Origin of the sequence: Variovorax sp. Varisp41 (assembly GCF_047325085.1) — a bacterium.
Taxonomy (GTDB): Bacteria; Pseudomonadota; Gammaproteobacteria; order Burkholderiales; family Burkholderiaceae_C; genus Variovorax.
Map to the genome: position 1 here is coordinate 3203934 of NZ_CP168540.1, position 22995 is coordinate 3226928.

Consider the following 22995-nt stretch of genomic DNA (forward strand, 5'->3'; position numbering starts at 1 on the left):
AAAGAAATTTGCCGTCTAAATTTCAATGAATTTGGACTTTTCTTTCACACATTCAGGTCAATGAATTTTTATTCCATAATTTCACGAATCATGGAATCCATCGCACTCGACGCCATCGACCTGAAGCTGCTCGACGCCCTGCAGCGCGACGCCTCGGCCACCAACCAGAAGCTGGCGGCGGCCGTGGGCATCTCGCCGCCGACCTGCCTGCGGCGGGTGCAGCGGCTGTGGCAGGAGGGTTTGATCGAGCGCCAGCTGGCGCTGCTGTCGCCCGACCGGCTGGCCGCCGTGCTGGGCCACGGGCTGCAGGCGGTGGTGGAGATCTCGCTCGACCGGCAGGACGCCGGGTCGCTCGAGGCCTTCGAGGCGCGCGTGATCGCGGACGACGCGGTGCAGCAGTGCTGGCGCGTGTCGCCGGGGCCGGATTTCGTGCTGGTGGTGGCCGCGCGCGACATGCCCGCCTACGGGGCGCTGGTGCAGCGGCTGTTCACCGCCGACGCCAACGTGCGCAATGTCAAGGCCTTCTTCAGCCTCAAGCGCGCGAAGTTCGAGCCGCGGGTGCCGCTGACACCGCTGGCGCCCGCGGGCTGAGGCCCGTCAGGCCTTCGGCTTCTTCTGCGGCCGCTGCCAGTTCGACAGGCTGATCTGCTTGCCGCGCGCCACGGTCAGCGCGCCCGCCGGCGTGGTCTTGGTGACGGTGGAGCCGCCGCCCACGGTGCCGCCCGCGCCGATGGTGACCGGCGCCACCAGCACGCAGTTGCTGCCGATGTGCACGTCGTCCTCGAGCACGGTGCGGTGCTTGTTGGCGCCGTCGTAGTTGGCCGTGATGCTGCCCGCGCCGTAGTTGACGCGCGCGCCCACGGTGGCGTCGCCCAGGTAGGCCAGGTGGTTGGCCTTGGCGCCGGCGGCCAGGGTGGAGTTCTTGACCTCGACGAAATTGCCGATGTGCACCTCGGTGCCGAGCTGGGCGCCGGGGCGCAGCCGCGCGAAGGGGCCGATCAGCGCGCGCTCGCCGACCGTCACGCCGGCCTTCTCGCCGTCGATGTGGGTGAAGGGATGGATCACGGCGCCGGCCTCGATGCGGGCATTGGCGATCACGCAGTTGGCGCCGATGCGCACGCCCTCGCCGAGCGCGACCTGGCCCTCGAACACGCAGTTGACGTCGATCTCGACGTCGCCGCCGCATTCGAGCGTGCCGCGCAGGTCGAAGCGCGCCGGGTCGGCCAGCCGCACGCCCTGGGTCATCAGGGCCTCGGCCTGGCGGCGCTGGAAGGCGCGCTCGAGTTCGGCCAGCTGCACCGGGCTGTTGATGCCGGCCACCTGCAGCCCGTCGGTCGTGATGTGGGCCACCACCGGCACGCCGTCGGCCGCGGCGTGCTTGACGATGTCGGTCAGGTAGTACTCGGCCTGGGCATTGCGGTTGTCCAGCCGCTCGAGCCAGCCCTTGAGCAGCTTCGCGGGCGCGGCCATCACGCCGCTGTTGATCTCGCGCACCGCGCGCTGCGCCTCGCTGGCGTCCTTGTGCTCGACGATGGCGGTCACCTCGCCGCCCGCGGCGTTGCGGATGATGCGGCCGTAGCCGGCGGGGTCGTCCAGCTCGATGGTCAAGAGCGCCAGCCGCTCGCCGCCGCTGGCGGCGATCAGGGTGCGCAGCGTGTCCTCGGCGATCAGCGGCACGTCGCCCGAGAGGATCACCACCGTGCCGTCGTCGGGCAAGAGCGGCGTGGCCTGCTGCACCGCGTGGCCGGTGCCCAGCTGCGGCTCCTGGCGCGCGAAACGCAGCGAGGCGGCCTCGGGCGAGGCGGCCATGGCGGCCTCGACCTGCTCGGCGCCGTGGCCCGTGACGATCACCACGTGCCGGGCGCCGATGCGCGCGGCGGTGCCGGTCACGTGCGACAACAGTGCGCGCCCGCCCAAACGATGCAACACTTTGGGAAGCCTGCTCTTCATGCGCGTGCCTTTGCCGGCCGCCATGATCACGACGTCGACCGGTCCCTGGTCGCCCTGCTTCGGAATCTGATTCATGCCTTTTTCTACCCGGATGCGTTGTTTCAAGCTGGCGCGGATTATCGGCGTGCTGGCGCTGGCGGCCGTCCTGGGGGCTTGCAGCGCGATCCGGCTGGCCTACAACAACCTGCCCGAGCTCAGCTACTGGTGGCTCGACGGCTACCTCGATTTCGACGGCTCGCAAACGCCCAAGGTGCGCGACGACCTCGCGCGGCTGCTCGAATGGCACCGGCGCAACGAACTGCCGAAGATCGCGGCGCTGCTGCAGGAGGCCGAGGCGCTGGCGCCCGGCGACATCACGCCGGCCCAGGCCTGCGCCATGACCGACCGCATCCGCGACCGGCTGCTGGCGGTCAGCGAGCGCGCCGAGCCCGCGGGCACCGAGCTGGCGTTGAGCCTCGGCGAGGCCCAGCTGCAGCAGCTCGAGCGCAAGTACGCGAAGAACAACGCCGACTACCGCAAGGACTGGCTCGACCGCTCGCCGGCCCGGGTGCAGGAGAAGCGCTACGACCAGTTCCTCGACCGCTTCGAGGATTTCTACGGCCGGCTTTCGCCCGAGCAGCGCGAGCTGCTGCGCCAGCAGGTGGCGCAGTCGGTGTTCGACCCGAAGCTGCAGGACGTGGAGCGCCGCAAGCGCCAGCAGGAGGCGCTGGTGCTGCTGCGCGGCTTCGTCGCGAACCGCACGCCGCCGGCCGAGGCGCGCGCCGCGCTGCACGCCTACCTGCAGCGCATCGCCGACCCGCCACCCGGCCCCTGGCGCGAGCAGCAGCAGGCGCTGCTGCAGGAAGGCTGCCGCAACCTGGCCGCGCTGCACAACGGCACCAGCGCGGCGCAGCGCGCGCAGGCGGTGAAGCGGCTGCAGGGCTACCGCGAGGACCTGCGGCAGCTCTCGGAGGCGGCCGGTTGAGCCGGCCCCGGCTTCAGATCAGCGGCGTGGGCCGCAGCGGCCGCTCGAAGTAGTCGCCCAGCGCCTCGAGCGCGCGCGGCTCGAGGATGCGCAGCCAGCGGTCATCGAGCTTGTAGAGCCCGAGCTGCGACAGCCGCCGCAAGGTCTTGTTGGTGTGGACCAGCGACAGCCCGAGCGCATCGGCGATGTGCTGCTGGTTGAGCGGGAACTCGACCCAGCCGTCGCGCACCATGCCCACGCGCTCGGCGCGGCGGTACAGGTGCATCAGCAGCATCGCCACGCGCTCGACGGCGCTGCGCCGGCCGGTGGTCACGAGGTTGTCGTCGATCATCTTTTCCTCGCGCGCGGCCAGCCAGGTGATGTCGTAGCCGAGCTTGGGCTCGGCATGGAACAGCTCCCACAGCCGGTCGCGCGCGAACACGCACAGCGAGACCTCGGTCAGGGCCTCGACGCCATGGGTCTGGCCATCGGCGAACTCGTCCTGCAGCCCGACGAAGTCGCCGGGCAGCAGCACGTTGAGGATCTGCCGCCGGCCGTCGCTCAGGGTCTTGTAGCGGAAGGCCCAGCCCGAGTAGAGCGTGAACAGCTGCGGGCTGCGCCGGTGTTCCTCGATGATCGAGCCGCCGGCCTCGACGCGGCGCGCGCCGATGCGGAACGATTCGATGGTGCGCAACTGGTCGGCGGACACCGGCAAAAAGGCCGGCAGCTGACGCAGCGCGCAACGGCTGCAGGGATGGGGCCCGTTCTCCGGGGCGGCGGGTGTGGGGTACTGGTCGAGCACCACCGACTATAGGCATCGAGGGGGGTGGTCCCGGTATGTCTTTTTACATTTCGTGATGTCGGACGGCTGCCTACACTGCGCTCGCTTTTCCCATCCCGGCCCATGATTTCCGACGAACAGACGCAAGCTCCCGCGCCCGCCCCGGCGCTCTCCGAGATCCTCTACTGCAGCGAGCTTGCGCCGGACCTGCCGCCCGACACGGTGGCCAGCATCGTCGCGCGAGCCCGCGTGCGCAACGGCGAACTCGGCATCACCGGGCTGCTGGTCTTCGACGGCCAGCGCTTCTGCCAGCACATCGAGGGACCGCCCGATGCCCTGCGCTCGCTGATGGATCGCATCGCGCGCGACCCGCGCCATGTCGACGTGCGCGTGGCCTGGCAAGGCGAACTGGCCGCGCGCCGCTACAGCGGCTTCCGGCTCGGGCTGGCCGAGAGCGAGGGCCCCGACCTGATGGCCGGCGTGCATGCGCTCGACGGCGAGGTCGCGCTCAAGCATTTCCTGGCGCTGCGCCGCAGTTTCGACATCAACGGCTGAAGACGGCCGCGCCAAAGAAAAAGGGCCGGACGATGCGCGAAGCGCCGTCCGGCCCCTTGTATGACGGGCGCGGCTCGCGCCGCCGCCCGATGGCCCAGGATCGATCAGGAAACCCGCGGGATCAGGCGGCGTCCCACGTGTACGTGGCACCGTAGCCGTCCCAGGCTTCCATCACGATGCGCTGGCCGGCCGCCACGGTGAGCGATTCGCCGGGGGCGAGCACCAGGTCCTCGCTCGGGCTCTCGAGCGTGGCATCGGGCGTGATCCAGACCCGGCCCTGGCGCACGCGCAGCACGCTCTCGCCGCGCGCCTTCAGGCTCATCGCCTCGCCGGGCGCGATTTGCCAGGCACCGCGGCGCACGGCCGGCGGAATCGCGGCGGCGGTGTTGCGGTTGGGCAGCGACAGGGTGGACAGCGTAGAGGTGGTGCAGACGGCAGTGGACATGATGGGCTCCTAGGTGTTTGCCGAATCGCGAATCAATGGGTGCTTGGAGAAGGAGGCAGCAATGGCGCGGTTCGGGAATGAATGATCGTTTCCCGGCCGTTGGCAGTCCAATGAAAAGGAGGTAGCCTACTGATTCCGGTTTCGCATCAATCCCGAGGCAGGCGCCGGCCCCCGATCCATGCAGCATTCGCAAACCCACCTGCGCTCCCGCCCGATCTCCGCCGGCCACCTGCGGGCCTTCGAGGCGGTCGCGCGGCACCTGAACTTCCGCGCCGCGGCCGAGGAAATGGCCCTGACCCAGTCGGCCGTGAGCCGCCAGATCCAGTCGCTCGAGGAGGAAGTGGGCGTGCCGCTGTTCCTGCGCCACACGCGCGCGGTCGAGCTGACCAGCGCGGGCGCCCAGCTGCTTTTGGCGGTGCAGCAGGCGCTGCCGCGCGTCGACACCGCGGTGCGGCAGATCCGCCAGAGCGCCGGGCGCAAGAGCGTGTCGCTGACCACCTTCGCCTCGTTCGCCTCGATGTGGCTGATCCCGCGGCTCGAGGCCTTCCAGCGCGACAACCCCGAGATCGACATCCGGATCGACGCCAGCGACCTCGCGGTCGACCTCGAGGTGGCCGACGTCGACATCGCGCTGCGCTACGGCCCGCGCGAGGCCATGCCCCCGCAGGCCGTGCGGTTGTTCGGCGAAAACCTCACGCCGGTGGCGAGCCCCTGGCTCATCAAGAGCAGCCCGCCGATCAAGAAGCCCGAGGACATCGCACGCTTCACGCTGATCGAGGCCGGCGACGCCCACCGCACCCACCTCGAATGGCTGACCTGGCGGCGCTGGTTCGAGCTGCACGGCCTGGAACGCGCCCAGCCCAAGCGCTGGCTCTATTTCAACTACGCCTACCAGATGGTGCAGGCCGCGCTCACCGGCCAGGGCGTGGTGCTGGCGCGCAGCTCGTTGATCGCCGAGAGCCTGGCCAACGGCGACCTGATCGAGGTGCTGCCGCAGCACCGCATGGACTCGCCGATGTCCTACTGGCTGATCGCCGGCCCGCGCAGCGCGCTGCGGCCCGAGATCAAGGCCTTCTGGGACTGGCTGCTGGCGCAGGCCGGCACCACGCGCGAGACCATCGGCGAGGTGCCCGACCCGGACACCATCGACAACATGGACTGAGACGAATACGGGGTCGGGTAGCCGAACGCAGAAGAAATACCAAAGTCACGCAGAAGTCGCAGAACAGAATTCCTGTGTTTTCCTTTCGCGACTTCTGCATTCGGCTGTTTGCGCGTTTCAGCCGATCGGCCAGACCACGCCGTTGTCGTTGAGGATGGCGTCGAGCGGCAGGTCGTGCGCCTCGGGCTCGAAGTCCTCGAGGAAGCCGTTCGCGAAACCCAGGCCGACCGTGAAGGGCCGCGGCTCGAGCGCCGCCAGCGTGCGGTCGTAGAAGCCGCCGCCGTAGCCGAGCCGGTAGCCGCCCGCGCTGTAGCCCACGCAGGGCACGAACAGCAGGGTCGGCACGATCAGCTCGGTGTCCTTGGGCTTGGGAATGCCGTAGGCGTCCTCTTCCATCTGGCAGCCCGGGTACCAGGCGTGGAAGGTCAGGGTCTTGTGGACCTTGTCGATCACGGGCAGGCCGATGCGGCGGCGCTGCGGCTCGTCGATCAGTTCGCCGTCCTCCTTCCACCGATGCAGCGCGGGCAGCGGATCGAACTCGCCCTTGATCGGCCAGTAGGCGCCGATCACGGTGTCGGGCCGGCCGACCAGCCAGATGCGCATCACGCGCTGCAGCAGGTCCGCGCGTGTCAGCCGGTCCGGCATCCCCAGACGTTGTTCGATCAACGCCTTGCGCAGCTGATCCTTGAGAAAACTCGCCGTCGCCGACGTGGCGGCATCCTTTGACTTGTCCATAATCTCCCGATGCAGTTTCCAAGCATTTTGGCATCCATGTGCCGTCGCCCGCGCCGCGCCGCGCCGGCACTGGTTCTTTCGGCCCTGGCGGCCTGCGCGCTGGCCCTCCTCGCCCCCGCGTCCGCATCGGCCCAAGGCAACACCAACGACGAAGTGCTGCTGCAGATGAAGCAGGCCTTCCAGCGCGGCGACAAGGCCCGGCTCGCGGCGCTGCTGCCGCAGGCCCGCGGCCACGTGCTCGAACCCTGGGCCGCCTACTGGGAACTCAAGGCGCGGCTGCAGGAAGCCGGCGCGAACGAGGTGCAGGACTTCTTCGCGCGCTATCCCGGCACCTACCAGGAAGACCGGCTGCGCAACGACTGGCTGCTGCTCACGGGCCAGCGCCGCGACTGGGACAACTTCTCGGCCGCCATCGGCGGCTTCCGCATGGGCGACGACGCCCAGGTGCGCTGCTACGCGATCCTGGTCGACGCGCTGCGCAGCGGCAGCGCCACCCAGGCCCAGGCCGACGAGATCCGGCGCAACTGGTTCGCCCAGCGCGACAGCGACGACGGCTGCCTCACGGCCGCCGACCGCATGATCGCCGCGCGCCTGCTCACGCCCAACGACGCCTGGAAGAAGGCGCGCCTGGCCATCGAGGCCAACCGGCCGCAGGCCGCGCGCGGCGCCGTCACGCTGGCCTCGCCCGATGCGCTGCCGCTGTTCGAGGAGGTCAACGCGAGCGCGGCCAAGTTCCTGGTCGCGCGCGGGCCGGTGGCCGCCAAGTCGCGCCGCGAGCTGGTGACGCTGGCACTGATCAAGATCGCGATGGCCGACCCCGAGCAGGCCGCCTCGCAGCTCGACGCCAAGTGGAGCGCGATGCTCTCGGCCGAGGAGCGCAACTGGATCTGGGGCATCATCGGCCGCCAATCGGCGATCAAGCTCTGGCCGCAGGCCGTGAGCTACTTCGGCAACGTGACCAAGAACGCCGACCTGTCGGACGACATGCTCGGCTGGCGCGTGCGCGCCGCGCTGCGTGCCGGCCAGTGGAAGGACGTGGCGCCCGCCATCAACGCCATGAGCGAGGCCAGCCAGCAGGACCCGACCTGGACCTACTGGAAGGCGCGCGCGCTGGTCAATGCCGGCGGCGACGAGCGCCGCGCCCAGGCGCGCGAGCTCTACCAGGGCATCGCGGGTACGCGCGGCTTCTACGAGATGCTGGCGCTCGAGGAGCTGGGCCAGCGCGTGATGGCCGCCACCCGGCCCGCGCCGCTCACGCCCGAGGAACGCAATGCCGCGCGCATGAACCCCTCGCTCAACCGCGGCCTCTACGCCATCGCGATCGGCCTGCGCCCCGAGGGCACGCGCGAATGGAACTACGCCACCAACCTGCACGACCGGGGCGGCATGGACGACCGCGCGCTGCTGGCCGCGGCCGACTTCGCCTGCCAGCGCGAGGTCTGGGACCGCTGCATCAACACCAGCGAGCGCACCAAGGGCGTGATCGACGTCGAGCAGCGCTTCCCGATGCCCTTCCACGACACGGTGCTGCGCAAGAGCCAGGACATCGGCCTCGACCCGGCCTACGTCTACGGCCTGATCCGCCAGGAGAGCCGCTTCATCATGGACGCGCGCTCGGGCGTCGGTGCCTCGGGCCTGATGCAGGTGATGCCCGCCACCGCGCGCTGGACCGCGCGCAAGATCGGCATGACCGACTTCACGCCGGGCCAGATCAACGACCGCGAGACCAACATCACCATCGGCACCAACTACCTGAAGCTCGCGCTCGACGACTTCGACGACTCGATGGCGCTGGCCGCCGCGGCCTACAACGCCGGCCCGGGCCGCCCGCGCAGCTGGCGCAACGGCCCGGTGCTCGATGCCGCGATCTGGGCCGAGAACGTGCCGTTCAACGAAACCCGCGACTACGTGAAGAAGGTGCTGGCCAACACCACCAACTACGCCGCGATCATCACCGGCCGGCCGCAGTCGCTGAAGGAACGCCTGGGCCGGGTCGGCCCGCGCGACGCCGCGATGCCCGAGCCCAACAAGGACCTGCCCTGAGATGAGCTGGCGCGACGAGGTCCTCGACACCATCGCCGCGGAGTTCTCGGACGTGGGCGATCTCGCCCAGCTCACGCGCATCCTGGTGCGGCTGCTGCTCGCGGCGCTGCTGGGCTTCGTGCTTGGCTTCGAGCGCGAGCAGCAGGGCAAGGCGGCCGGCGTGCGCACCCACATGCTGGTGGCCATCGGCTCGGCCCTGTTCGTGCTCGTGCCGCAGCAAACCGGCATCGTGCCGGCCGACATGAGCCGCGTGATCCAGGGCCTGGTGGCCGGCGTCGGCTTCCTCTGCGCGGGCACCATCCTCAAGCAGGGCAAGGACGAGCATCACGTGCAGGGCCTCACCACCGCCGCCGGGCTGTGGATGACGGCCGCGATCGGCATGGCCTGCGGCCTGGGCCGCGAGGCCACGGCGGTGATCAGCGCACTGCTGGCGCTGGTGGTGCTGCAGTTCGTGCCGAAGCTCGTGAGCCTGATCGAGCGCGCGATCGGGCCGCCCAAGGGCGAAGGCCAGGCGGCGCCGCGCGTCATCGCCTCGAGCGCCGAGCCCGTGCCGCGCACCGACGACAGCGACCGGCGATAGACAGCGGCGCGCCGCCCGCGCCCGTCATCAATGCGCGCCGCAAACGGTATCAATCGCGCGGCGCCGGCGCCCTAGCATCGAAGGCTTTGCCACGAACCAACCGGAGGAATCCCATGCTCAAGCTCTACATCGGCAACAAGAACTACTCGTCGTGGTCCATGCGTCCCTGGGTGCTGCTCAAGCAGGCCGGCATTCCCTTCGAGGAAGTGATGGTGCGCTTCGACGCCTTCGAGGCCGGTTCCAACTTCAAGGCCGTGGTCGGCGCGGTCAACCCCACGGCGCGCGTGCCGGTGCTGATCGACGGCGACCTCACGGTCTGGGATTCGCTCGCCATCGCCGAGTACCTGGCCGAGCAGTTCCCCGACAAGGCGCTGTGGCCGCGCGACAAGGCCGCGCGGGCCCGCGCGCGCAGCATCAGCGCCGAGATGCACTCGGGCTTCGGCAACCTGCGCAGCCACTTCCCGATGAACATCGAGGCCTCGCTGGCCGAGGTCGGCGCGCGCGTGCTGAAGGAACAGCCCGGCGTGGTCGAGGACCTGCAGCGCATCGCGGGCATGTGGAGCGAGCTGCTCGACACCCATGGCGGCCCGATGCTGTTCGGCGAATTCAGCATCGCCGACGCCTTCTACGCGCCGGTGTGCATGCGCATCCGCGGCTACGGGCTGCCGGTGCCGCCCGCGGCGCGGGCCTACATCGAGCGGGTGGCGGCCCTGCCGGGCGTCGCCGCGTGGATCGAGCAGGCGCTCGCGGAGCAGGATTTCGTGGCCTTCGACGAGCCCTACCGGACCTCGCGCTGATCGTCGTTCGCGATCTGCGCGAGCCGGCCAGGCCGCGTCGCGCCGCTCAGAAGCGGTAGGTCGCCGACACGTAGGTCACGATCGGGTTGAGCTTCAGGCGCGCCTCGCTGGTCGCGATCGGCAGGCCCGTGATCGAGGTCGTCGTGAGCTTGGCCTTGGTCTTCAGCGGGATGTAGGAGACCGAGAAGGAAATGCCCCAGTGCTTGTCGAACTGGTAGGCCAGGCCGGCATTGAGCACGGGCGCGAAGGAGCTGTCGAGCTTGGCCGTGGTCACGGTCGACAGCGGCCGCTGGTGCAGCTGGCTGCCGAGCGCTTCCTGCAGGTTCGACGTCAGGTTGATGTCGCTGTACCAGACGTAGGTGGCGCCCAGGCCCACGAAGGGACGGAAGGCCGAGTTGGCCTCGTTGAAGTAGTACTTGCCGAGGATGGTCGGGCTCCACTGCCGCGCTTCGCCGAGCTGGCCCACGCGTGCCAGCGTGCCGGTGCCGTTGAGCTTGAACTTCGGCGGAATGCCCAGCACGCCTTCGACGGCCCAGTGGTCGTCGACGAAGTACATGGCGCTCAGGCCCAGCGTGTCGGAATCGCTCACGCTCGCGCCCGAACCCGCGAGCACGCTCTGCACCGGCGCGGTGAGCGTCAGCGGCTTGCTCTTGTCCTGCGGCGACAGATGGAACCAGCCCGCGCCGACGACCCAGTCGCCGGCCTTCTGTGCAAAGGCGCTGCCGGACGTCAGTGCCCCCAGGGCTGCCAACGCCAACATGGTCTTTTTCATGATGTGAATACTCCTTTGGTTGAAATGCCCCCTCCAAACGCGGTGCCGGTCTGCAGCCGGTGAAGCGTTCGAGCGCCTCGAACGAGCGAACGGTCGTTCGATTTGCTCGTGGATTATCGAACGACCGTTCTTTTTAAGCCCTGCGGGGTATCCCTACACTGGGCGCATGAAAACCTATCTCGTCGGCGGCGCGGTGCGCGATCGCCTGCTCGGACGCCCGGTGTCGGACCACGACTGGCTCGTGGTCGGCGCCACGCCCGAGGCCATGGTGGCACAGGGCTTCCTGCCCGTGGGGCGCGATTTCCCGGTATTCCTGCATCCATCGACGCGCGAGGAATACGCGCTCGCGCGCACCGAGCGCAAGAGCGCGCCCGGCTACCGCGGCTTCGTGATCCATGCGTCGCCCGACGTGAGCCTCGAGCAGGACCTCGCGCGGCGCGACCTGACCATCAACGCGATCGCGCTGCCGGCCGAGCGCGTGGCCGCCGACGGCAGCTTCGACCCCGCCCCCACCGACCTGGCCGATCCCTTCCACGGCCAGCGCGACCTGCGCGAGAAGCGGCTGCGCCACGTCACCGACGCCTTCCGCGAGGACCCGGTGCGCATCCTGCGCGTGGCGCGCTTCGCCGCGCGCTTCGACGACTTCGAGGTCGCGCCCGACACGCAGGCACTGATGCGCGAGATGGTCGCGGCCGGCGAGGTCGATGCGCTGGTGCCCGAGCGCGTGTGGCAGGAGCTCTCGCGGGGGCTGATGGAGACGCGGCCCTCGCGCATGTTCGAGGTGCTGCGCGCCTGCGGCGCGCTCGCGGTGCTGCTGCCCGAGGTCGACCGGCTCTGGGGCGTGCCGCAGCCCGCGCAGCACCATCCCGAGATCGACACGGGCGTGCACCTGATGATGGTGCTCGACACCAGCGCGCGGCTCGCGGCCTCGCTCGCGGTGCGCTTCGCCTGCCTGATGCACGACCTCGGCAAGGGCACCACCGAGCCGGAGATCCTGCCGCGCCACATCGGTCACGAGAAGCGCAGCGCCGAGCTGCTGCAATCGGTGTGCGACCGCTGGCGCGTGCCGGTCGACATCCGCGAGCTGGCCGAGGTGGTGGCGCGCGAGCACGGCAACATCCACCGCAGCGGCGAGCTCGATGCCGCCGCGCTGGTGCGGCTGCTCGAGCGCTGCGATGCCTTCCGCAAGCCCGCGCGCTTCGCCGAGGCGCTCTTGGCCTGCGAATGCGACGCGCGCGGCCGGCTCGGCTTCGAGCAGCGCGACTATCCGCAGCGCGAGCGTCTGCTTTCGGTGCTGGCCGCGGCCGCGGCCGTGGCCACCGACGCGGTCGCGCGCCAGGCGCAGCAGGCCGGCGCCACCGGGCCGAGGATCGGCGAGGCGATCCACCGCGCGCGCATCGACGCGGTGAAGGCCGCGGCCGGCTGAGCACCCAGGCGGCGCGCGCAATACCACGCGCGCCGCGGCATGTCTTCATGCCTATGGCGGAGGTTCCATGACTTAGGGCACTTCCGACGCCGCGCGCCATGGCTAGCATGGGTCGGGTGATCGCCGCCCCGCCCCCCCGCTCCTCGCCGGACCCGACCGCCACGCATGCCGCGGCGCCGGTCGCGGCCGCCGTGCCGCAGGACCTGGCACTGCGCGTGCTGCGCGAGCACCTGGCCGCGGTCTACGGCGCCTACGACGCCTCGATCGTGGTGCACTTCGGCCTCGGCGCCGCGCTCGGGGCCGCGATGTACATCGCCTCGCCGCGCGCCTGGATCCTGGCCTGGATGGCGGCCCACCTGCTGCTCGGCCTGGCGCTGTTCCTGATGCCGCGCTGGCACGCCGGCCTGCCGCTGCGGCAAACCCCGCTGTGGGCGCGCCGCCATGCGCGCACCGTCATGCTGGTGAGCCTGGCGACCGCCACGGCGCCCTGGCTCTTCATCTCGCGCGACGACCTGTCCGCGACCTCGGTGCTCACGGTCGTCATCATCGGCAGCTGCGCGCGCGCCATGCAGCTGCTGTGGCCGCTCAAGCCCGCGCTCTACGGCTACACCCTGCCGATGATGCTGAGCCTGATCGTCGCGCTGGCCTGGCAGGGCGACGGCATGCACCTGTTCCTGTCGATGTTCAGCCTGGCCTACCTGCTGTTCACGCTGCGCGTGGGCCGGCAGCAGCACCGGCTGCTCACCGACTCGCTGGTGCTGCGCTTCGAGAACGAGGCGCTGGCCACGCGCCTGGGCGAACAGATCGCCGCGGCCGAGCGCGCGAGCATCGAGAAGACCCGCTTCCTGGCCACCGCCAGCCACGACCTGCGCCAGCCGCTGCATGCGATTGCGCTGTTCGGCGCCGCGCTCGAGAACGAGCATCCGGGCAGCCGCAACGCGCAGCGGCTGATGCGCGCGGTGAATGCGCTCGGCAGCTCGCTCGACACCATGCTCGACGTCTCGCGCCTCGATGCCGGCGTGGTCGAGCCGGTGCTCGAGCCGGTCTCGCTCGACGGCCTGTTCCGCGCGCTCAACCCCATGTTCTCGGCGCAGGCCGAGCAGCGCCAGCTGCAGCTGCGGCTGCGCGCGAGCGGCCTGTGGGTGCGCAGCGATCCGCGGCTGCTGCACCGCATGCTGTCGAACCTGCTCGACAACGCGCTCAAGTACACGGCGCGCGGCGGCGTGTCGGTGCGCGCGCGCGTGCGGCGCAACGGCGACGGGCTCGGCGATTCGGTGTGGATCGAGGTGGTCGATTCGGGCATCGGCATCGCGCCGGGCCAGCTCGAGCGCGTGTTCGAGGAGTTCTACCAGGTCGACAACCCCGGGCGCGAGCGCTCGCACGGGCTGGGCATCGGCCTGGCCATCGTGCGCCGGCTCTCGCGGCTGCTCGGCCATCCGGTGCAGCTGCGCTCGCGCGTGGGACGCGGCACGCGCTTTCGGCTCGTGCTGCCGCGCTGCGACGCGCAGGCCGCCCCCGGGCCCTGGGCCGTCCGCGCCGAGGCCGTACCCGCCCCGGCGGTGCCGGTGCCGGGGCGCATCCTGCTGATCGACGACGACGCCGAGATCCGCGCGGCGATGACCGAGCTGCTGCGGGCCCACGGCATCGACCTGGAGGCCGTGGCCGGCGAGGCGGAAGCGGCCGCGCTGCTGGCCTCGGGCCCGGCGCCCTTCCGTGCGCTGCTGTGCGACTATCGGCTCGCCAACGGCGACAACGGCCTCGACGTCGGCCAGCGCCTGCGCGCGCGCTTCGCACTCGCGGCGCCGCTGATGCTGGTGACCGGCGAGACCGCGCCCGAGCGGCTGCAGCGCGTGCGCGCCTCGGGCGTGCCGGTGCTGTTCAAGCCGGTGGAAGCCATGGCGCTGCTGCGCGCGCTGGCCGAACTCGCGCCCCACGGCACACGCTGAACCGCTCGCGCGGGTCGCGGCCCCGGCCCCGGGGCACGTCCGGTTTTGGCCGACACGGTGCGCGCGGAGGCCGTGCTAAGGTCTTTCCCGATGTCCAATCCCATCCGCAGCAACGATTCGCTGCCTCCTCCCCTGGGCCGGGACGCGGCCCTCTTCCTCGATTTCGACGGCACCCTGGTGGGCCTCGCGGCCACGCCCGAGGCGATCGAAGTCCCCCCCGCCCTGGTCGCGCTGCTGAGCGACCTCAAGGACCAGCTCGGCGGCGCCCTCGCCGTGGTGTCGGGCCGCCAGATCGACGTGCTCGACCGCTTCCTCGCGCCCCTGCGCCTGCCGGCCGCCGGCGAGCACGGCGTGCAGCGCCGCGACGCCAAGGGCGCGATGCAGGAGCAGCATCCGCCCGACCTGGTGCCCGTGCTCGAGATCGCCAACGAGCTCGCGCGCGTGCACGAAGGCCTGCTGGTCGAGCGCAAGCACGCGGCCATCGCGCTGCACTACCGGCTCGCGCCGCAGCTCGAGGCCGTGTGCGGCGACGCCATGTCGCGCGCCATCGCCGACCAGCCGCAGCTCGAGCTGCTGCATGGCAAGTTCGTGTTCGAGGTCAAGCCCGCCGGCGTCAACAAGGGCATCGCCATCGACGCCTTCATGCACGAGCCGCCGTTCGCGGGCCGCGTGCCGGTGTTCGCGGGCGACGACACCACCGACGAGAGCGGCTTCGCCGTGGTGCAGCCGCGCGGCGGCATCGGCATCAAGGTCGGCTCGGGTCCGAGCCTGGCGCTGCACCGGCTCGAGTCGCCGCGCGCCGTCTACGAATGGCTGGTGCAGGCGCGCGACCGGCTCGCCAACGCGCCCCGGCCCGCCCCCGAAGAAGCATCGCCAAGGAACCCCGGATGAGCGACACCCCGCAGCAGGAAGAACAACAGGACGTGCCCGCCGCGCGCCACGACGACCCGCAGGCGCGGCAGATGCCCAAGGCCCCCGAGGACCGCGGCGGCGAGTCGGTGGCCGGCGCGGCCGGTCCCGACGACGATGCCCCGGTCGACGAAGGCACGGCCACCGCGCCCAAGGCGCGCGAGTTTCCGCGCCCGGCCGACTGCTCGCTCAACCTCGGCGTGATCGGCAACTGCGCCTTCAGCGCGCTGATCGACGGGCGCGCGCGCGTGGTCTGGTGCTGCCTGCCGCGCTTCGACGGCGACCCGGTGTTCAACGCCCTGCTGCATCCGGGCGAGGGCGCGGCGGCCTGGGGCTTCGAGATCGAGGACTTCGCGCATGCCAAGCAGTGGTACGAGCCGAACACCGCGGTGTTGCGCACCCAGCTGTTCGACAGCGCGGGCCAGGGCATCGAGATCACCGACTTCGCGCCGCGCTTCTACAGCCGCGCGCGCTATTTCCGCCCGCTGATGCTGGTGCGCCGCGTGCGCCCGATCGCGGGCGCGCCGCGCATGCGCGTGGCGCTCGACCCGCGCTTCCAGTGGGGCGCGCAGGAGCCGGTGGAGGTCACGCGCGGCAGCAACCACATCCGCTACGTCGGCCCCGACGTGACGCTCAGGCTCAACACCGACGCCTCGATCTCGCACATCCTCTCGCGCCAGCCCTTCGTGGTCTCGCGCGAATACAACTTCATGTTCGGCGTCGACGAGACCCTGCTCGACGGCATCGCCGACACCGCGCGCCGCTTCGAGCAGGAGACCATCGCCTACTGGCGCGTGTGGTCCAAGCGGCTCGCGATCCCCTTCGAGTACCAGGACGCGGTGATCCGCGCGGCCATCACGCTGAAGATGTCGCTCTACGAGGACACCGGCGCCATCGTCGCCGCGATGACCACCAGCATCCCCGAAGCGCCCGACAGCCAGCGCAACTGGGACTACCGCTACTGCTGGCTGCGCGACGCCTTCTTCGTGGTGCGCGCGCTCAACTCGCTGAGCGAGGTCGGCACCATGGAGGACTACCTGCGCTGGCTCGGCAACGTGGTGATCGGCTCGCACGGCGAGCACATCCAGCCGCTGTACGGCATCGGGCTCGAACGCGAGTTGCCCGAGTCCTTCGTCGAGAGCCTGCCCGGCTACCGCGGCATGGGCCCGGTGCGCGTGGGCAACCAGGCGCAGGAGCATTTCCAGCACGACGTCTACGGCAACATCGTGCTGGGCGCCGCGCAGGCCTTCCACGACCACCGGCTGCTGCAGCGCGCGGGCGAGGCGGAGTTCCCGCACCTCGAGGCCGTGGGCGAGCGCGCGATCGCCGTCTACGGCACGCCCGACGCCGGCATGTGGGAGCTGCGCACCCGCGCGCGCGTGCACACCAGCTCGGCGCTCATGAGCTGGGCCGCCTGCGACCGGCTCGCGAAGATCGCGCGCGCGCTCGACAAGAACGCGCGCGCCGAGGCCGCCTCGGCCGGCAAGCCCGTGGACACGCGCATCAACTTCGCCGAGCGCGCCGCCTACTGGCACGGCCATGCCTCGCGCATGCGCGAGGAGATCCTCGCCAAGTCGTGGAGCGAGGAGCGCCAGGCCTTCGCCGAGAGCTTCGGCGGCCGCGAGCTCGACGCCAGCATCCTGCTGATGGCCGAGGTGGGGCTGATCGACGCGCGCGACCCGCGCTTCGTCTCGACCGTCGACGCGATGGAGAAGACGCTGTGCGACGGTCCCTACATGCGCCGCTACGAGGCGGCCGACGACTTCGGCAAGCCCGAGACCGCGTTCAACATCTGCACCTTCTGGCGCATCGACGCGCTCGCGAAGATCGGCCGCAAGGCCGAGGCGCGCCAGATCTTCGAGACCATGCTGGCCGCGCGCAATCCGCTCGGGCTGCTGTCCGAGGACACGCATCCGGTCACGGGCGAGATGTGGGGCAACTTCCCGCAGACCTACTCGATGGTCGGCATCATCAACGCGGCCATGCGCTTGTCCGCTCCTTGGGATTCAGCGATATGAGCCGCCTCGTCGTCATCTCCAACCGCGTGGCCGATCCGCGCAAGCCCGCCGCCGGCGGCCTGGCCGTCGCGCTCGGCGAAAGCCTGCAGCAGTCGGGCGGCATGTGGTTCGGCTGGAGCGGCCAGATCGTCGAGGACGGGCCGACCGGCGAAGGCGAGCTGCGGCGCCAGCAGGCCGGCAAGGTCACGCTGGCCACCATCGACCTGAGCCGCGAGGACCACGACAGCTACTACCTGGGCTACAGCAACGACGTGCTGTGGCCGGTGTTCCACGACCGGCTCGACCTGGCCCATTTCGACGCCAACTTCATCGGCGGCTACCGGCGCGTGAACCAGCTGTTCGCGCGCAAGCTGATGCCGCTGCTGAAGGAGGACGACGTCATCTGGGTGCACGACTACCACCTGATCCCGCTGGCGGCCGAGCTGCGCGCCATGGGCTGCAGGCAGCGCATCGGCTTCTTCCTGCACATCCCGCTGCCGCCGCAGATCATCCTGGCGGCGATCCCGCAGCACGAGTGGCTGATGCGCTCGCTGTTCGCCTACGACCTGATCGGCTTCCAGGCGCAGCAGGACGTGCAGCACTTCGAGCACTACGTGCACAACGAGGCCAAGGGCGAGAGCCTGGGCGCAGAGATGTACCGCGCCTACGGCAACACGGTGCGCGCGGCGGCCTTCCCGATCGGCATCGACGTCGACGAGTTCGCGGCGCTCACCCATGCCAAGGAAGCGCGCGACATGTACGAGACCATGAAGCGCGAGTACTCGCAGCGCCGGCTGCTGCTGGGCATCGACCGGCTCGACTACTCCAAGGGCATCCCGAACCGGGTGCGCGCCTTCCGCGAGCTGCTGGCCCACTACCCCGAGAACCGGCGCAGCGCCACCTTGATCCAGATCGCCTCGCCCACGCGCGAGACGGTCGATGCCTACGCCGACATCCGGCGCGAGCTCGAGTCGCTGTGCGGCGCCATCAACGGCGACTACGGCGAGCTCGACTGGATGCCGGTGCGCTACATCCACCGCATGGTGGCGCGCAAGCGCGTGCCGGGCCTGTGCCGCGCCGCGGCCGTGGGTCTGGTGACGCCGCTGCGCGACGGCATGAACCTGGTCGCCAAGGAGTACGTGGCGGCGCAGGACCCGGCCGACCCCGGCGTGCTGGTGCTGTCGCGCTTCGCGGGCGCGGCCGAGCAGATGCAGGAAGCGCTGCTGGTCAATCCCTACGACACCCACGGCACCGCCGAGACGGTGCAGCAGGCGCTGCAGATGCCGCTGGAGGAACGCCGCGAACGGCACCAGGCGCTGCTCTCGCGCATCCGCGCGCAGGACATCCACTGGTGGCGGCGCAGCTTCCTCGAGACGCTGCGCGAGGCGGCCAGCGTGCGCTGAGGCGGCCGCTCACCAGCCGGTGAGCAGCTGCATCAGCCGCATCACCGGCCGCCGCGGCAGGGCCCAGGTGGCCGAAACCGGCTCGGCCGGCGGCTCGGCCCGCGTGGGCAGCCGGCCCCCCGCGGCGACCGGCGCATGAAGGCGCAGCTGCACCGGCGACAGCGCCGTCAGCTCGATCCAGCCGCCGTGCTCCACGCCATGCATCTCGCCCTCGCCGAGCACCGTGTGCGCGGTCCACACGGCCTCGCCGATCCAGCGCGGCGGCGACGACACCCGCACGCGGCCCTCGGCCACCTGCAGCCAGGTGCCGGCGTCCACCGCCGTGCGGAAGGAATCGCCGGCCTCGAGGAAGACGGCATCGGGGGCTTGCGAGAGGGTGGTGATCATGGCGGTACCTCGGGGGTTCGGAAATCGGTGAAGGAAGGGCTGGAAGCGCTTCGATCGTAGGAATTCCCCCGCCCGGAAAACAGGCACACCGCCGCGCGATTCGCACCGCAACAGCCAGGGCCGGCGGCCATCTGTTATGGTCGTTTTCCCTCGCAACTGCATCTGTTTTTCAATGAACGATCGCGCGAGCATCGAGGCCATGGACTCGCTACCGCTCTACCGACAACTGGCGGCGCACTACGTGGACGCGATCCACACCGGCTCGCTCAAGCAGGGCGACAAGCTGCCCTCGCTGCGCAGCCTGATGCGCCTGCACGACATCAGCCTCTCGACCGCGCTGCAGCTGTGCCGCGCGATGGAGAGCGACGGCTGGGTGGAGGCGCGCGACCGCTCGGGCTATTTCGTGCGACGGCCCCAGCGCATGGCCATCGCGCCGATGGAAGAGCCGGTGGCCGACATGCCGCCGGACCCGGCGCAGTTCGTCAGCATGCGCACCCGCATGGCCACCTTCATGGCGCGCGGGCGGCATGCGGGCGTGAAGCTGAACTTCGCCATCGCGCGCGCCGCGCCCGAGCTGTACCCCGCCGAGGCGCTGCGCAACGCCATGACGCGCGCACTGCGCCAGCGGCCCGAGCTGCTGACCACCGCCTCGTCGCAGAAGGGCCACGAGCAGTTCCGCGAGGCCGTCGCGCAGCGCAACCTGCGCATCGGCATGACGGTGTCGCCCGACGAGGTGCTCGTCACCAACGGCTGCATCGAGGCGCTGAACCTCGCGCTGCGCGCCGTCGCCAAGCCCGGCGACACGGTGGCCGTGGAGTCGCCCACCTTCTACGGGCTGCTGCAGGTGCTCGAGAGCCTGGGCATGCGCGCGCTGGAGATCCCGACCAGCCCGCAGACCGGCATCTCCATCGAGGCGCTGGACCTGGCCATCCACACCTACGACGACATCAAGGCCGTGGTGGTGGTGCCGCACCTGCAGAACCCCATCGGCAGCGTGATGCCCGATGCGCACAAGCAGCGCCTGGCGCATCTGTGCGAGAGCCACGGCATCGCGCTGGTCGAGGACGACACCTACAGCGACCTGGTGGAAACCGAGGTGCCGCTGCGCGCGGTGAAGTCGTGGGACCGCACGGGCAACGTGATCTATTGCGCCTCGCTGCACAAGGTGCTGGCGCCGGGGCTGCGCCTGGGCTGGATCACCGCCGGGCGCTGGCATGCGCAGGTGGAAATGCTCAAGTACGCGCAGACGCGCAACAACGAGGCGCTGGCGCAGATCGCCGCGGGCGAGTTCATCGCCAGCGGCGCCTACGACCGCCACCTGCGCCGCCTGCGCGAACGCCTGCACGTGCAGCGCGACCAGACGGCCGATGCCATCGCGAAGTACTTCCCGCCCGGCACGCGGCTGAACCTGCCGCGCGGCGGGCTGCAGCTGTGGGTGGAGCTGCCCGAGCAGCGCTCCTCGGTCGAGGTGTTCGAGGCGGCGCTGCGCGAGCACATGCTGGTGTCGCCGGGCGCGCAGTTCTCGAACTCGGGGCGCTTCGACCACTACCTGCGCATCAACTGCGGCTGGCCCTATTCGCCGGCCGTCGACGCGGGCCTGAAGCGGCTGGGCGAACTCGCGGCGCGGTGCCGCGCGCGCGAGGCACCGCGCCCGAAGGCCTGATTCAATCGAGCAGCGCGAGCGCGGCGTAGTCGCCGACCTTGTCGCCGAGGCCCGCGGGCACGAGTTCGACGCCGCGCGTCAGCGGCGGCAGCCGGCCGTCGATCTGCGCCTGCAGCCGCGGCAGCAGGAAGTCGCGGTGGTGCCAGAACACGCTGCCGCCGAGGCTGATGCGCTGCAGGTCGAGCGTGGCGACCAGGTTGTAGAGCATGCGGCCCATGACGCGGCTGAGCGCGTCGACCACCTCGAGCGCATGCCGCTCGCCGGCGGAGGCGGCGGCGAACAGGTCGGGCGCGGGCTGGCCGAAGCGGCGGTCGATGGAGTTGCCGGCCACCAGCGCCTCGACGTCGCCGATGTTGCCGCAGCCGCAGAGCGCGCCGCTGCCGTCGTCGACCACGAAGCTGTGGCCCGCATGGCCCGCGTTGCCGTTCTTGCCGCGCAGCGCGCGGCCGTCCACGCACAGGCCCACGCCCACGCCGGTGCTCCAGGTGACGTAGGCGCAATGGTCGAAGCCCTGCAGCGCGCCCCAGTGGCGCTCGGCCTCGAGCGCGGCCACGGCGTCGTTCTCGACCCGCACCCAGCCGTAGCGCTGCGCGAGCGGCGCCTCGACCTGTGCCGTCATCCAGTCGTTGGGCAGGCCGCGCGCGGGGCCCGCGATGCCGCCGCAGATGTTGGGCGTGGCGAGTTCGACCTTGCCCTCGCGCAGCTCGAAGGGACCGGCCGAGGACACGCCCACGCGGTCGATGCTCGCGGGATCGATGTGCTGCTCGGCACAGACGGCATCGATCATGCGGATGATCTGCCGTGCCACGGCATCGTTGTCGCCGGTCTTCGCGGTCGGCTCGCTGCGCCGGCCGATCAGCGGCGCGTCGCTCGAGGTGGAAAGGCTCACGGCCACCTTGGTGCCGCCGATGTCGACGCAGGCTCTCATTGCGGTTGTCTTCTCTTTCAGGGGCGAAACGCCTACAGCAGCCGGGCCACCAGCGCGGCCAGCATGCTGAGCACCACCGTGCTCGCGATCGGCAGCTGCCATTCGCGGCCGAAGGCGCGGAACTCGAAATCGCCGGGCAATCGCCCGAAGCCGAAGCGGCGCAGCCAGGCGGTCAGGCCGCTCATGAGCACCAGCGCCAGGACGACGACGATCAGCCAGCGAAGCATGAAACCAGTCTAGCCCCGCAGGACGGCCAGTGCTTGTCGGTGAAGTTCGGGTGTGGCCGCCGCGATCACGCGGCCGTCGGACTGGAGCCCCAGCGGCCGGCCCTCCCAGTCGGTGATCACGCCGCCCGCGGCCTCGATCAGGCCGGCCGGGCCGAGGTAGTCGTAGGGCTGCAGGCCGGTCTCGACCACCAGGTCGATGGTGCCGCCCGCGAGCTGGGCATAGCCGTAGCAGTCGCCGCCGAAGCGGCGCATCGCGCACTGGCGGCTCAGCCGGTCGAAGGCCTGCCAGTCGGCGGGCGCGAAGATGTCGGGCGAGGTGGTGACGATGCGCGCCTTGGCGACCTCGCCGCAGGCGCTCGCGTGCACCGGCTGGCCGTCGCGCGTGGCGCCCACGCCGGCCTGGCCGACCCAGCGTTCCTTGAGCACCGGCATGTCGACCATGCCGAACACCACGCGCTCGCCCTGCAGCACGCCGATCAGCGTGCCCCACAGCGGCGAGCCGGTGATGAAGCTGCGGGTGCCGTCGATCGGGTCGAGCACCCAGACGCGCTCGGCCTCGAGGCGCTCGGCGCCGTGTTCCTCGCCGTAGATGCCGTCGGCCGGCGCGCGCTGCGCGAGCAGCTCGCGCATGGCGCTCTCGGCCGCGCGGTCGGCCAGCGTGACCGGGCTTTCGTCGGCCTTGGTGATGATGTCCAGCGGGGTACGGAAATGGCGCATCGACTGGGCGGCGGCGGCGTCGGCCAGCGCCTGCGCGAGGCTCGGGAGATCGGCGTTGGAAGTGCTCATGGCGAAGGACTGCGGGCAAGGCGGCGGGGTTGCCGCGGACCCCGGATTAGACCCGACCTTGCGCCGGGGTCCAGGCCGAACTTGGATCGGCCCGGGGTTTGACCGCCGCCGCACCGCGTCCTAGCATGGCCCGAAAATTGCCGAGTGGAGACGACATGACCAGCTTCCAGCCCCTGCGCCGCGCGCTGCTCGCGGCCCTGCTCGGCACCGCCGCCGCCCTCGTCCACGCCACCCCGTCCGAGTCGGAGCACCGGCTGATCGACACGCTGATCCAGCGCGTGGCGAAGATGGGTTCGATGACCTTCCTGCGCAACGGCAGCGAGTACAACGCCGCCGACGCCGCCAAGCACATGCAGGCCAAGTACGAGCACTTCAAAAAGGAGATCGTGACCGCCGAGGACTTCATCGAGCGCTGCGCCACGCGCTCGGAGATGACCGGCCAGGCCTACCGCGTGAAGCTCACCAACGGCGTGGTCAGGGAATCGAACGAGTTCCTGCGCGCCGAGCTGCGCAGCCTGCGCGAGGACGCGAAGAAGACCGGCAAGGCCGGCTGAAGCGCG

23 protein-coding genes are annotated in these 22995 nt (G+C 70.7%); 14 read left to right on the forward strand and 9 right to left on the reverse strand.

Annotated elements, in window-relative coordinates:
• The first annotated feature begins 90 nt into the window (after positions 1 to 90).
• The gene (locus tag ACEN9J_RS14860) at positions 91 to 591 is read left to right on the forward strand and encodes an Lrp/AsnC family transcriptional regulator (protein WP_413764460.1); all 501 of its coding nucleotides are present in this window, start codon (positions 91 to 93) and stop codon (positions 589 to 591) included.
• A 6-nt stretch (positions 592 to 597) separates the two neighbouring features.
• On the opposite strand, the gene glmU is transcribed toward ACEN9J_RS14860, so the two are convergent.
• Positions 598 to 2025, reverse strand: a complete 1428-nt coding sequence (gene glmU, locus ACEN9J_RS14865; RefSeq protein ID WP_413764461.1) for a bifunctional UDP-N-acetylglucosamine diphosphorylase/glucosamine-1-phosphate N-acetyltransferase GlmU — start codon at positions 2023 to 2025, stop codon at positions 598 to 600.
• Between glmU and ACEN9J_RS14870 the strand changes: the two genes are divergently transcribed.
• Entirely contained in the window at positions 2024 to 2914 is an 891-nt protein-coding gene (locus ACEN9J_RS14870) for a DUF6279 family lipoprotein (RefSeq protein ID WP_413764462.1), read from the forward strand. The genes glmU and ACEN9J_RS14870 overlap by 2 nt on opposite strands.
• 13 nt (positions 2915 to 2927) lie before the next feature.
• On the opposite strand, the gene ACEN9J_RS14875 is transcribed toward ACEN9J_RS14870, so the two are convergent.
• Positions 2928 to 3620, reverse strand: a complete 693-nt coding sequence (locus ACEN9J_RS14875) for a Crp/Fnr family transcriptional regulator (protein WP_082322025.1) — start codon at positions 3618 to 3620, stop codon at positions 2928 to 2930.
• 177 nt (positions 3621 to 3797) lie between these two features.
• On the opposite strand from ACEN9J_RS14875, the gene ACEN9J_RS14880 reads away from it, so the two are divergent.
• Complete coding sequence (locus tag ACEN9J_RS14880; RefSeq protein WP_057596548.1) at positions 3798 to 4229, forward strand: BLUF domain-containing protein; 432 nt, start codon at positions 3798 to 3800, stop codon at positions 4227 to 4229.
• A 121-nt stretch (positions 4230 to 4350) separates the two neighbouring features.
• Here ACEN9J_RS14880 and ACEN9J_RS14885 read toward each other — a convergent pair whose 3' ends face one another.
• Positions 4351 to 4674 (reverse strand): DUF2917 domain-containing protein, encoded by a 324-nt coding sequence (locus ACEN9J_RS14885; protein WP_057596549.1) that lies wholly within the window; start codon positions 4672 to 4674, stop codon positions 4351 to 4353.
• A 178-nt stretch (positions 4675 to 4852) separates the two neighbouring features.
• Here ACEN9J_RS14885 and ACEN9J_RS14890 point away from each other — a divergent pair, with 178 nt between their 5' ends.
• Positions 4853 to 5836, forward strand: a complete 984-nt coding sequence (locus ACEN9J_RS14890; RefSeq protein WP_057596550.1) for a LysR substrate-binding domain-containing protein — start codon at positions 4853 to 4855, stop codon at positions 5834 to 5836.
• Between the two features lie 117 nt (positions 5837 to 5953).
• Here ACEN9J_RS14890 and ACEN9J_RS14895 read toward each other — a convergent pair whose 3' ends face one another.
• Complete coding sequence (locus ACEN9J_RS14895; protein WP_057596551.1) at positions 5954 to 6571, reverse strand: 5-formyltetrahydrofolate cyclo-ligase; 618 nt, start codon at positions 6569 to 6571, stop codon at positions 5954 to 5956.
• Between the two features lie 36 nt (positions 6572 to 6607).
• On the opposite strand from ACEN9J_RS14895, the gene ACEN9J_RS14900 reads away from it, so the two are divergent.
• From ACEN9J_RS14900 to ACEN9J_RS14910, 3 genes are all read left to right on the forward strand, one after another.
• Entirely contained in the window at positions 6608 to 8614 is a 2007-nt protein-coding gene (locus ACEN9J_RS14900) for a lytic transglycosylase domain-containing protein (protein ID WP_296741918.1), read from the forward strand.
• 1 nt (position 8615) lies between these two features.
• A complete protein-coding gene (locus tag ACEN9J_RS14905; RefSeq protein WP_057596553.1) occupies positions 8616 to 9194 on the forward strand; it encodes an MgtC/SapB family protein in 579 nt (192 codons plus the stop codon).
• Between the two features lie 113 nt (positions 9195 to 9307).
• On the forward strand, positions 9308 to 9991 hold the full coding sequence (locus ACEN9J_RS14910) for a glutathione S-transferase family protein (RefSeq protein WP_057596554.1): 684 nt from the start codon (positions 9308 to 9310) through the stop codon (positions 9989 to 9991).
• 46 nt (positions 9992 to 10037) lie between these two features.
• Here the strand turns inward: ACEN9J_RS14910 and ACEN9J_RS14915 are convergent, their stop codons facing one another.
• Complete coding sequence (locus ACEN9J_RS14915) at positions 10038 to 10763, reverse strand: OmpW/AlkL family protein (protein ID WP_057596555.1); 726 nt, start codon at positions 10761 to 10763, stop codon at positions 10038 to 10040.
• A gap of 166 nt (positions 10764 to 10929) precedes the next feature.
• On the opposite strand from ACEN9J_RS14915, the gene ACEN9J_RS14920 reads away from it, so the two are divergent.
• The 5 genes from ACEN9J_RS14920 (at position 10930) to otsA (ending at position 18444) form a co-directional block, all read left to right on the forward strand.
• On the forward strand, positions 10930 to 12189 hold the full coding sequence (locus ACEN9J_RS14920) for a multifunctional CCA addition/repair protein (RefSeq protein WP_413764463.1): 1260 nt from the start codon (positions 10930 to 10932) through the stop codon (positions 12187 to 12189).
• Between the two features lie 98 nt (positions 12190 to 12287).
• Entirely contained in the window at positions 12288 to 14135 is a 1848-nt protein-coding gene (locus tag ACEN9J_RS14925) for an ATP-binding protein (RefSeq protein WP_412179587.1), read from the forward strand.
• Between the two features lie 90 nt (positions 14136 to 14225).
• Positions 14226 to 15026 carry a trehalose-phosphatase gene (gene otsB / locus ACEN9J_RS14930; protein ID WP_261216571.1) on the forward strand — a complete coding sequence of 267 codons (801 nt, stop codon included), beginning with the start codon at positions 14226 to 14228 and terminating at the stop codon, positions 15024 to 15026.
• Positions 15027 to 15097: 71 nt separating this feature from the next.
• Positions 15098 to 17062 carry a glycoside hydrolase family 15 protein gene (locus tag ACEN9J_RS14935; protein WP_172705435.1) on the forward strand — a complete coding sequence of 655 codons (1965 nt, stop codon included), beginning with the start codon at positions 15098 to 15100 and terminating at the stop codon, positions 17060 to 17062.
• Entirely contained in the window at positions 17059 to 18444 is a 1386-nt protein-coding gene (gene otsA / locus ACEN9J_RS14940) for an alpha,alpha-trehalose-phosphate synthase (UDP-forming) (RefSeq protein ID WP_057596558.1), read from the forward strand. Before ACEN9J_RS14935 ends, otsA begins: the two co-directional genes overlap by 4 nt.
• 9 nt (positions 18445 to 18453) lie before the next feature.
• Here otsA and ACEN9J_RS14945 read toward each other — a convergent pair whose 3' ends face one another.
• Complete coding sequence (locus ACEN9J_RS14945; protein WP_261216560.1) at positions 18454 to 18831, reverse strand: hypothetical protein; 378 nt, start codon at positions 18829 to 18831, stop codon at positions 18454 to 18456.
• Positions 18832 to 19030: 199 nt separating this feature from the next.
• On the opposite strand from ACEN9J_RS14945, the gene ACEN9J_RS14950 reads away from it, so the two are divergent.
• Positions 19031 to 20494, forward strand: a complete 1464-nt coding sequence (locus ACEN9J_RS14950; protein ID WP_413764569.1) for a PLP-dependent aminotransferase family protein — start codon at positions 19031 to 19033, stop codon at positions 20492 to 20494.
• A 1-nt stretch (position 20495) separates the two neighbouring features.
• Here the strand turns inward: ACEN9J_RS14950 and ACEN9J_RS14955 are convergent, their stop codons facing one another.
• From ACEN9J_RS14955 to hisN, 3 genes are read right to left on the reverse strand one after another with little or no spacing between them, the layout of a single operon-like run.
• Positions 20496 to 21422, reverse strand: a complete 927-nt coding sequence (locus ACEN9J_RS14955) for an ROK family protein (RefSeq protein WP_057596560.1) — start codon at positions 21420 to 21422, stop codon at positions 20496 to 20498.
• Between the two features lie 32 nt (positions 21423 to 21454).
• Entirely contained in the window at positions 21455 to 21649 is a 195-nt protein-coding gene (locus ACEN9J_RS14960) for a DUF2905 domain-containing protein (RefSeq protein WP_057596561.1), read from the reverse strand.
• Positions 21650 to 21658: 9 nt separating this feature from the next.
• Entirely contained in the window at positions 21659 to 22435 is a 777-nt protein-coding gene (gene hisN / locus ACEN9J_RS14965; RefSeq protein WP_413764464.1) for a histidinol-phosphatase, read from the reverse strand.
• A 155-nt stretch (positions 22436 to 22590) separates the two neighbouring features.
• On the opposite strand from hisN, the gene ACEN9J_RS14970 reads away from it, so the two are divergent.
• Positions 22591 to 22989 (forward strand): DUF5329 family protein, encoded by a 399-nt coding sequence (locus tag ACEN9J_RS14970; RefSeq protein ID WP_413764465.1) that lies wholly within the window; start codon positions 22591 to 22593, stop codon positions 22987 to 22989.
• Positions 22990 to 22995: the final 6 nt, after the last annotated feature.

Excerpts from the sequence above, each read along its gene's own strand:
- ACEN9J_RS14860 (WP_413764460.1), top strand. The coding sequence starts at position 91 with ATGGAATCCATCGCACTCGACGCCATCGACCTGAAGCTGCTCGACGCC.
- ACEN9J_RS14870 (WP_413764462.1), top strand. The coding sequence starts at position 2,024 with ATGCCTTTTTCTACCCGGATGCGTTGTTTCAAGCTGGCGCGGATTATC.
- glmU (WP_413764461.1), bottom strand. The coding sequence starts at position 2,025 with ATGAATCAGATTCCGAAGCAGGGCGACCAGGGACCGGTCGACGTCGTG.
- ACEN9J_RS14880 (WP_057596548.1), top strand. The coding sequence starts at position 3,798 with ATGATTTCCGACGAACAGACGCAAGCTCCCGCGCCCGCCCCGGCGCTC.
- ACEN9J_RS14885 (WP_057596549.1), bottom strand. The coding sequence starts at position 4,674 with ATGTCCACTGCCGTCTGCACCACCTCTACGCTGTCCACCCTGTCGCTG.
- ACEN9J_RS14890 (WP_057596550.1), top strand. The coding sequence starts at position 4,853 with ATGCAGCATTCGCAAACCCACCTGCGCTCCCGCCCGATCTCCGCCGGC.
- ACEN9J_RS14895 (WP_057596551.1), bottom strand. The coding sequence starts at position 6,571 with ATGGACAAGTCAAAGGATGCCGCCACGTCGGCGACGGCGAGTTTTCTC.
- ACEN9J_RS14900 (WP_296741918.1), top strand. The coding sequence starts at position 6,608 with ATGTGCCGTCGCCCGCGCCGCGCCGCGCCGGCACTGGTTCTTTCGGCC.
- ACEN9J_RS14905 (WP_057596553.1), top strand. The coding sequence starts at position 8,616 with ATGAGCTGGCGCGACGAGGTCCTCGACACCATCGCCGCGGAGTTCTCG.
- ACEN9J_RS14910 (WP_057596554.1), top strand. The coding sequence starts at position 9,308 with ATGCTCAAGCTCTACATCGGCAACAAGAACTACTCGTCGTGGTCCATG.
- ACEN9J_RS14915 (WP_057596555.1), bottom strand. The coding sequence starts at position 10,763 with ATGAAAAAGACCATGTTGGCGTTGGCAGCCCTGGGGGCACTGACGTCC.
- ACEN9J_RS14920 (WP_413764463.1), top strand. The coding sequence starts at position 10,930 with ATGAAAACCTATCTCGTCGGCGGCGCGGTGCGCGATCGCCTGCTCGGA.
- ACEN9J_RS14925 (WP_412179587.1), top strand. The coding sequence starts at position 12,288 with ATGGCTAGCATGGGTCGGGTGATCGCCGCCCCGCCCCCCCGCTCCTCG.
- otsB (WP_261216571.1), top strand. The coding sequence starts at position 14,226 with ATGTCCAATCCCATCCGCAGCAACGATTCGCTGCCTCCTCCCCTGGGC.
- ACEN9J_RS14935 (WP_172705435.1), top strand. The coding sequence starts at position 15,098 with ATGCCCAAGGCCCCCGAGGACCGCGGCGGCGAGTCGGTGGCCGGCGCG.
- otsA (WP_057596558.1), top strand. The coding sequence starts at position 17,059 with ATGAGCCGCCTCGTCGTCATCTCCAACCGCGTGGCCGATCCGCGCAAG.
- ACEN9J_RS14945 (WP_261216560.1), bottom strand. The coding sequence starts at position 18,831 with ATGATCACCACCCTCTCGCAAGCCCCCGATGCCGTCTTCCTCGAGGCC.
- ACEN9J_RS14950 (WP_413764569.1), top strand. The coding sequence starts at position 19,031 with ATGGACTCGCTACCGCTCTACCGACAACTGGCGGCGCACTACGTGGAC.
- ACEN9J_RS14955 (WP_057596560.1), bottom strand. The coding sequence starts at position 21,422 with ATGAGAGCCTGCGTCGACATCGGCGGCACCAAGGTGGCCGTGAGCCTT.
- ACEN9J_RS14960 (WP_057596561.1), bottom strand. The coding sequence starts at position 21,649 with ATGCTTCGCTGGCTGATCGTCGTCGTCCTGGCGCTGGTGCTCATGAGC.
- hisN (WP_413764464.1), bottom strand. The coding sequence starts at position 22,435 with ATGAGCACTTCCAACGCCGATCTCCCGAGCCTCGCGCAGGCGCTGGCC.
- ACEN9J_RS14970 (WP_413764465.1), top strand. The coding sequence starts at position 22,591 with ATGACCAGCTTCCAGCCCCTGCGCCGCGCGCTGCTCGCGGCCCTGCTC.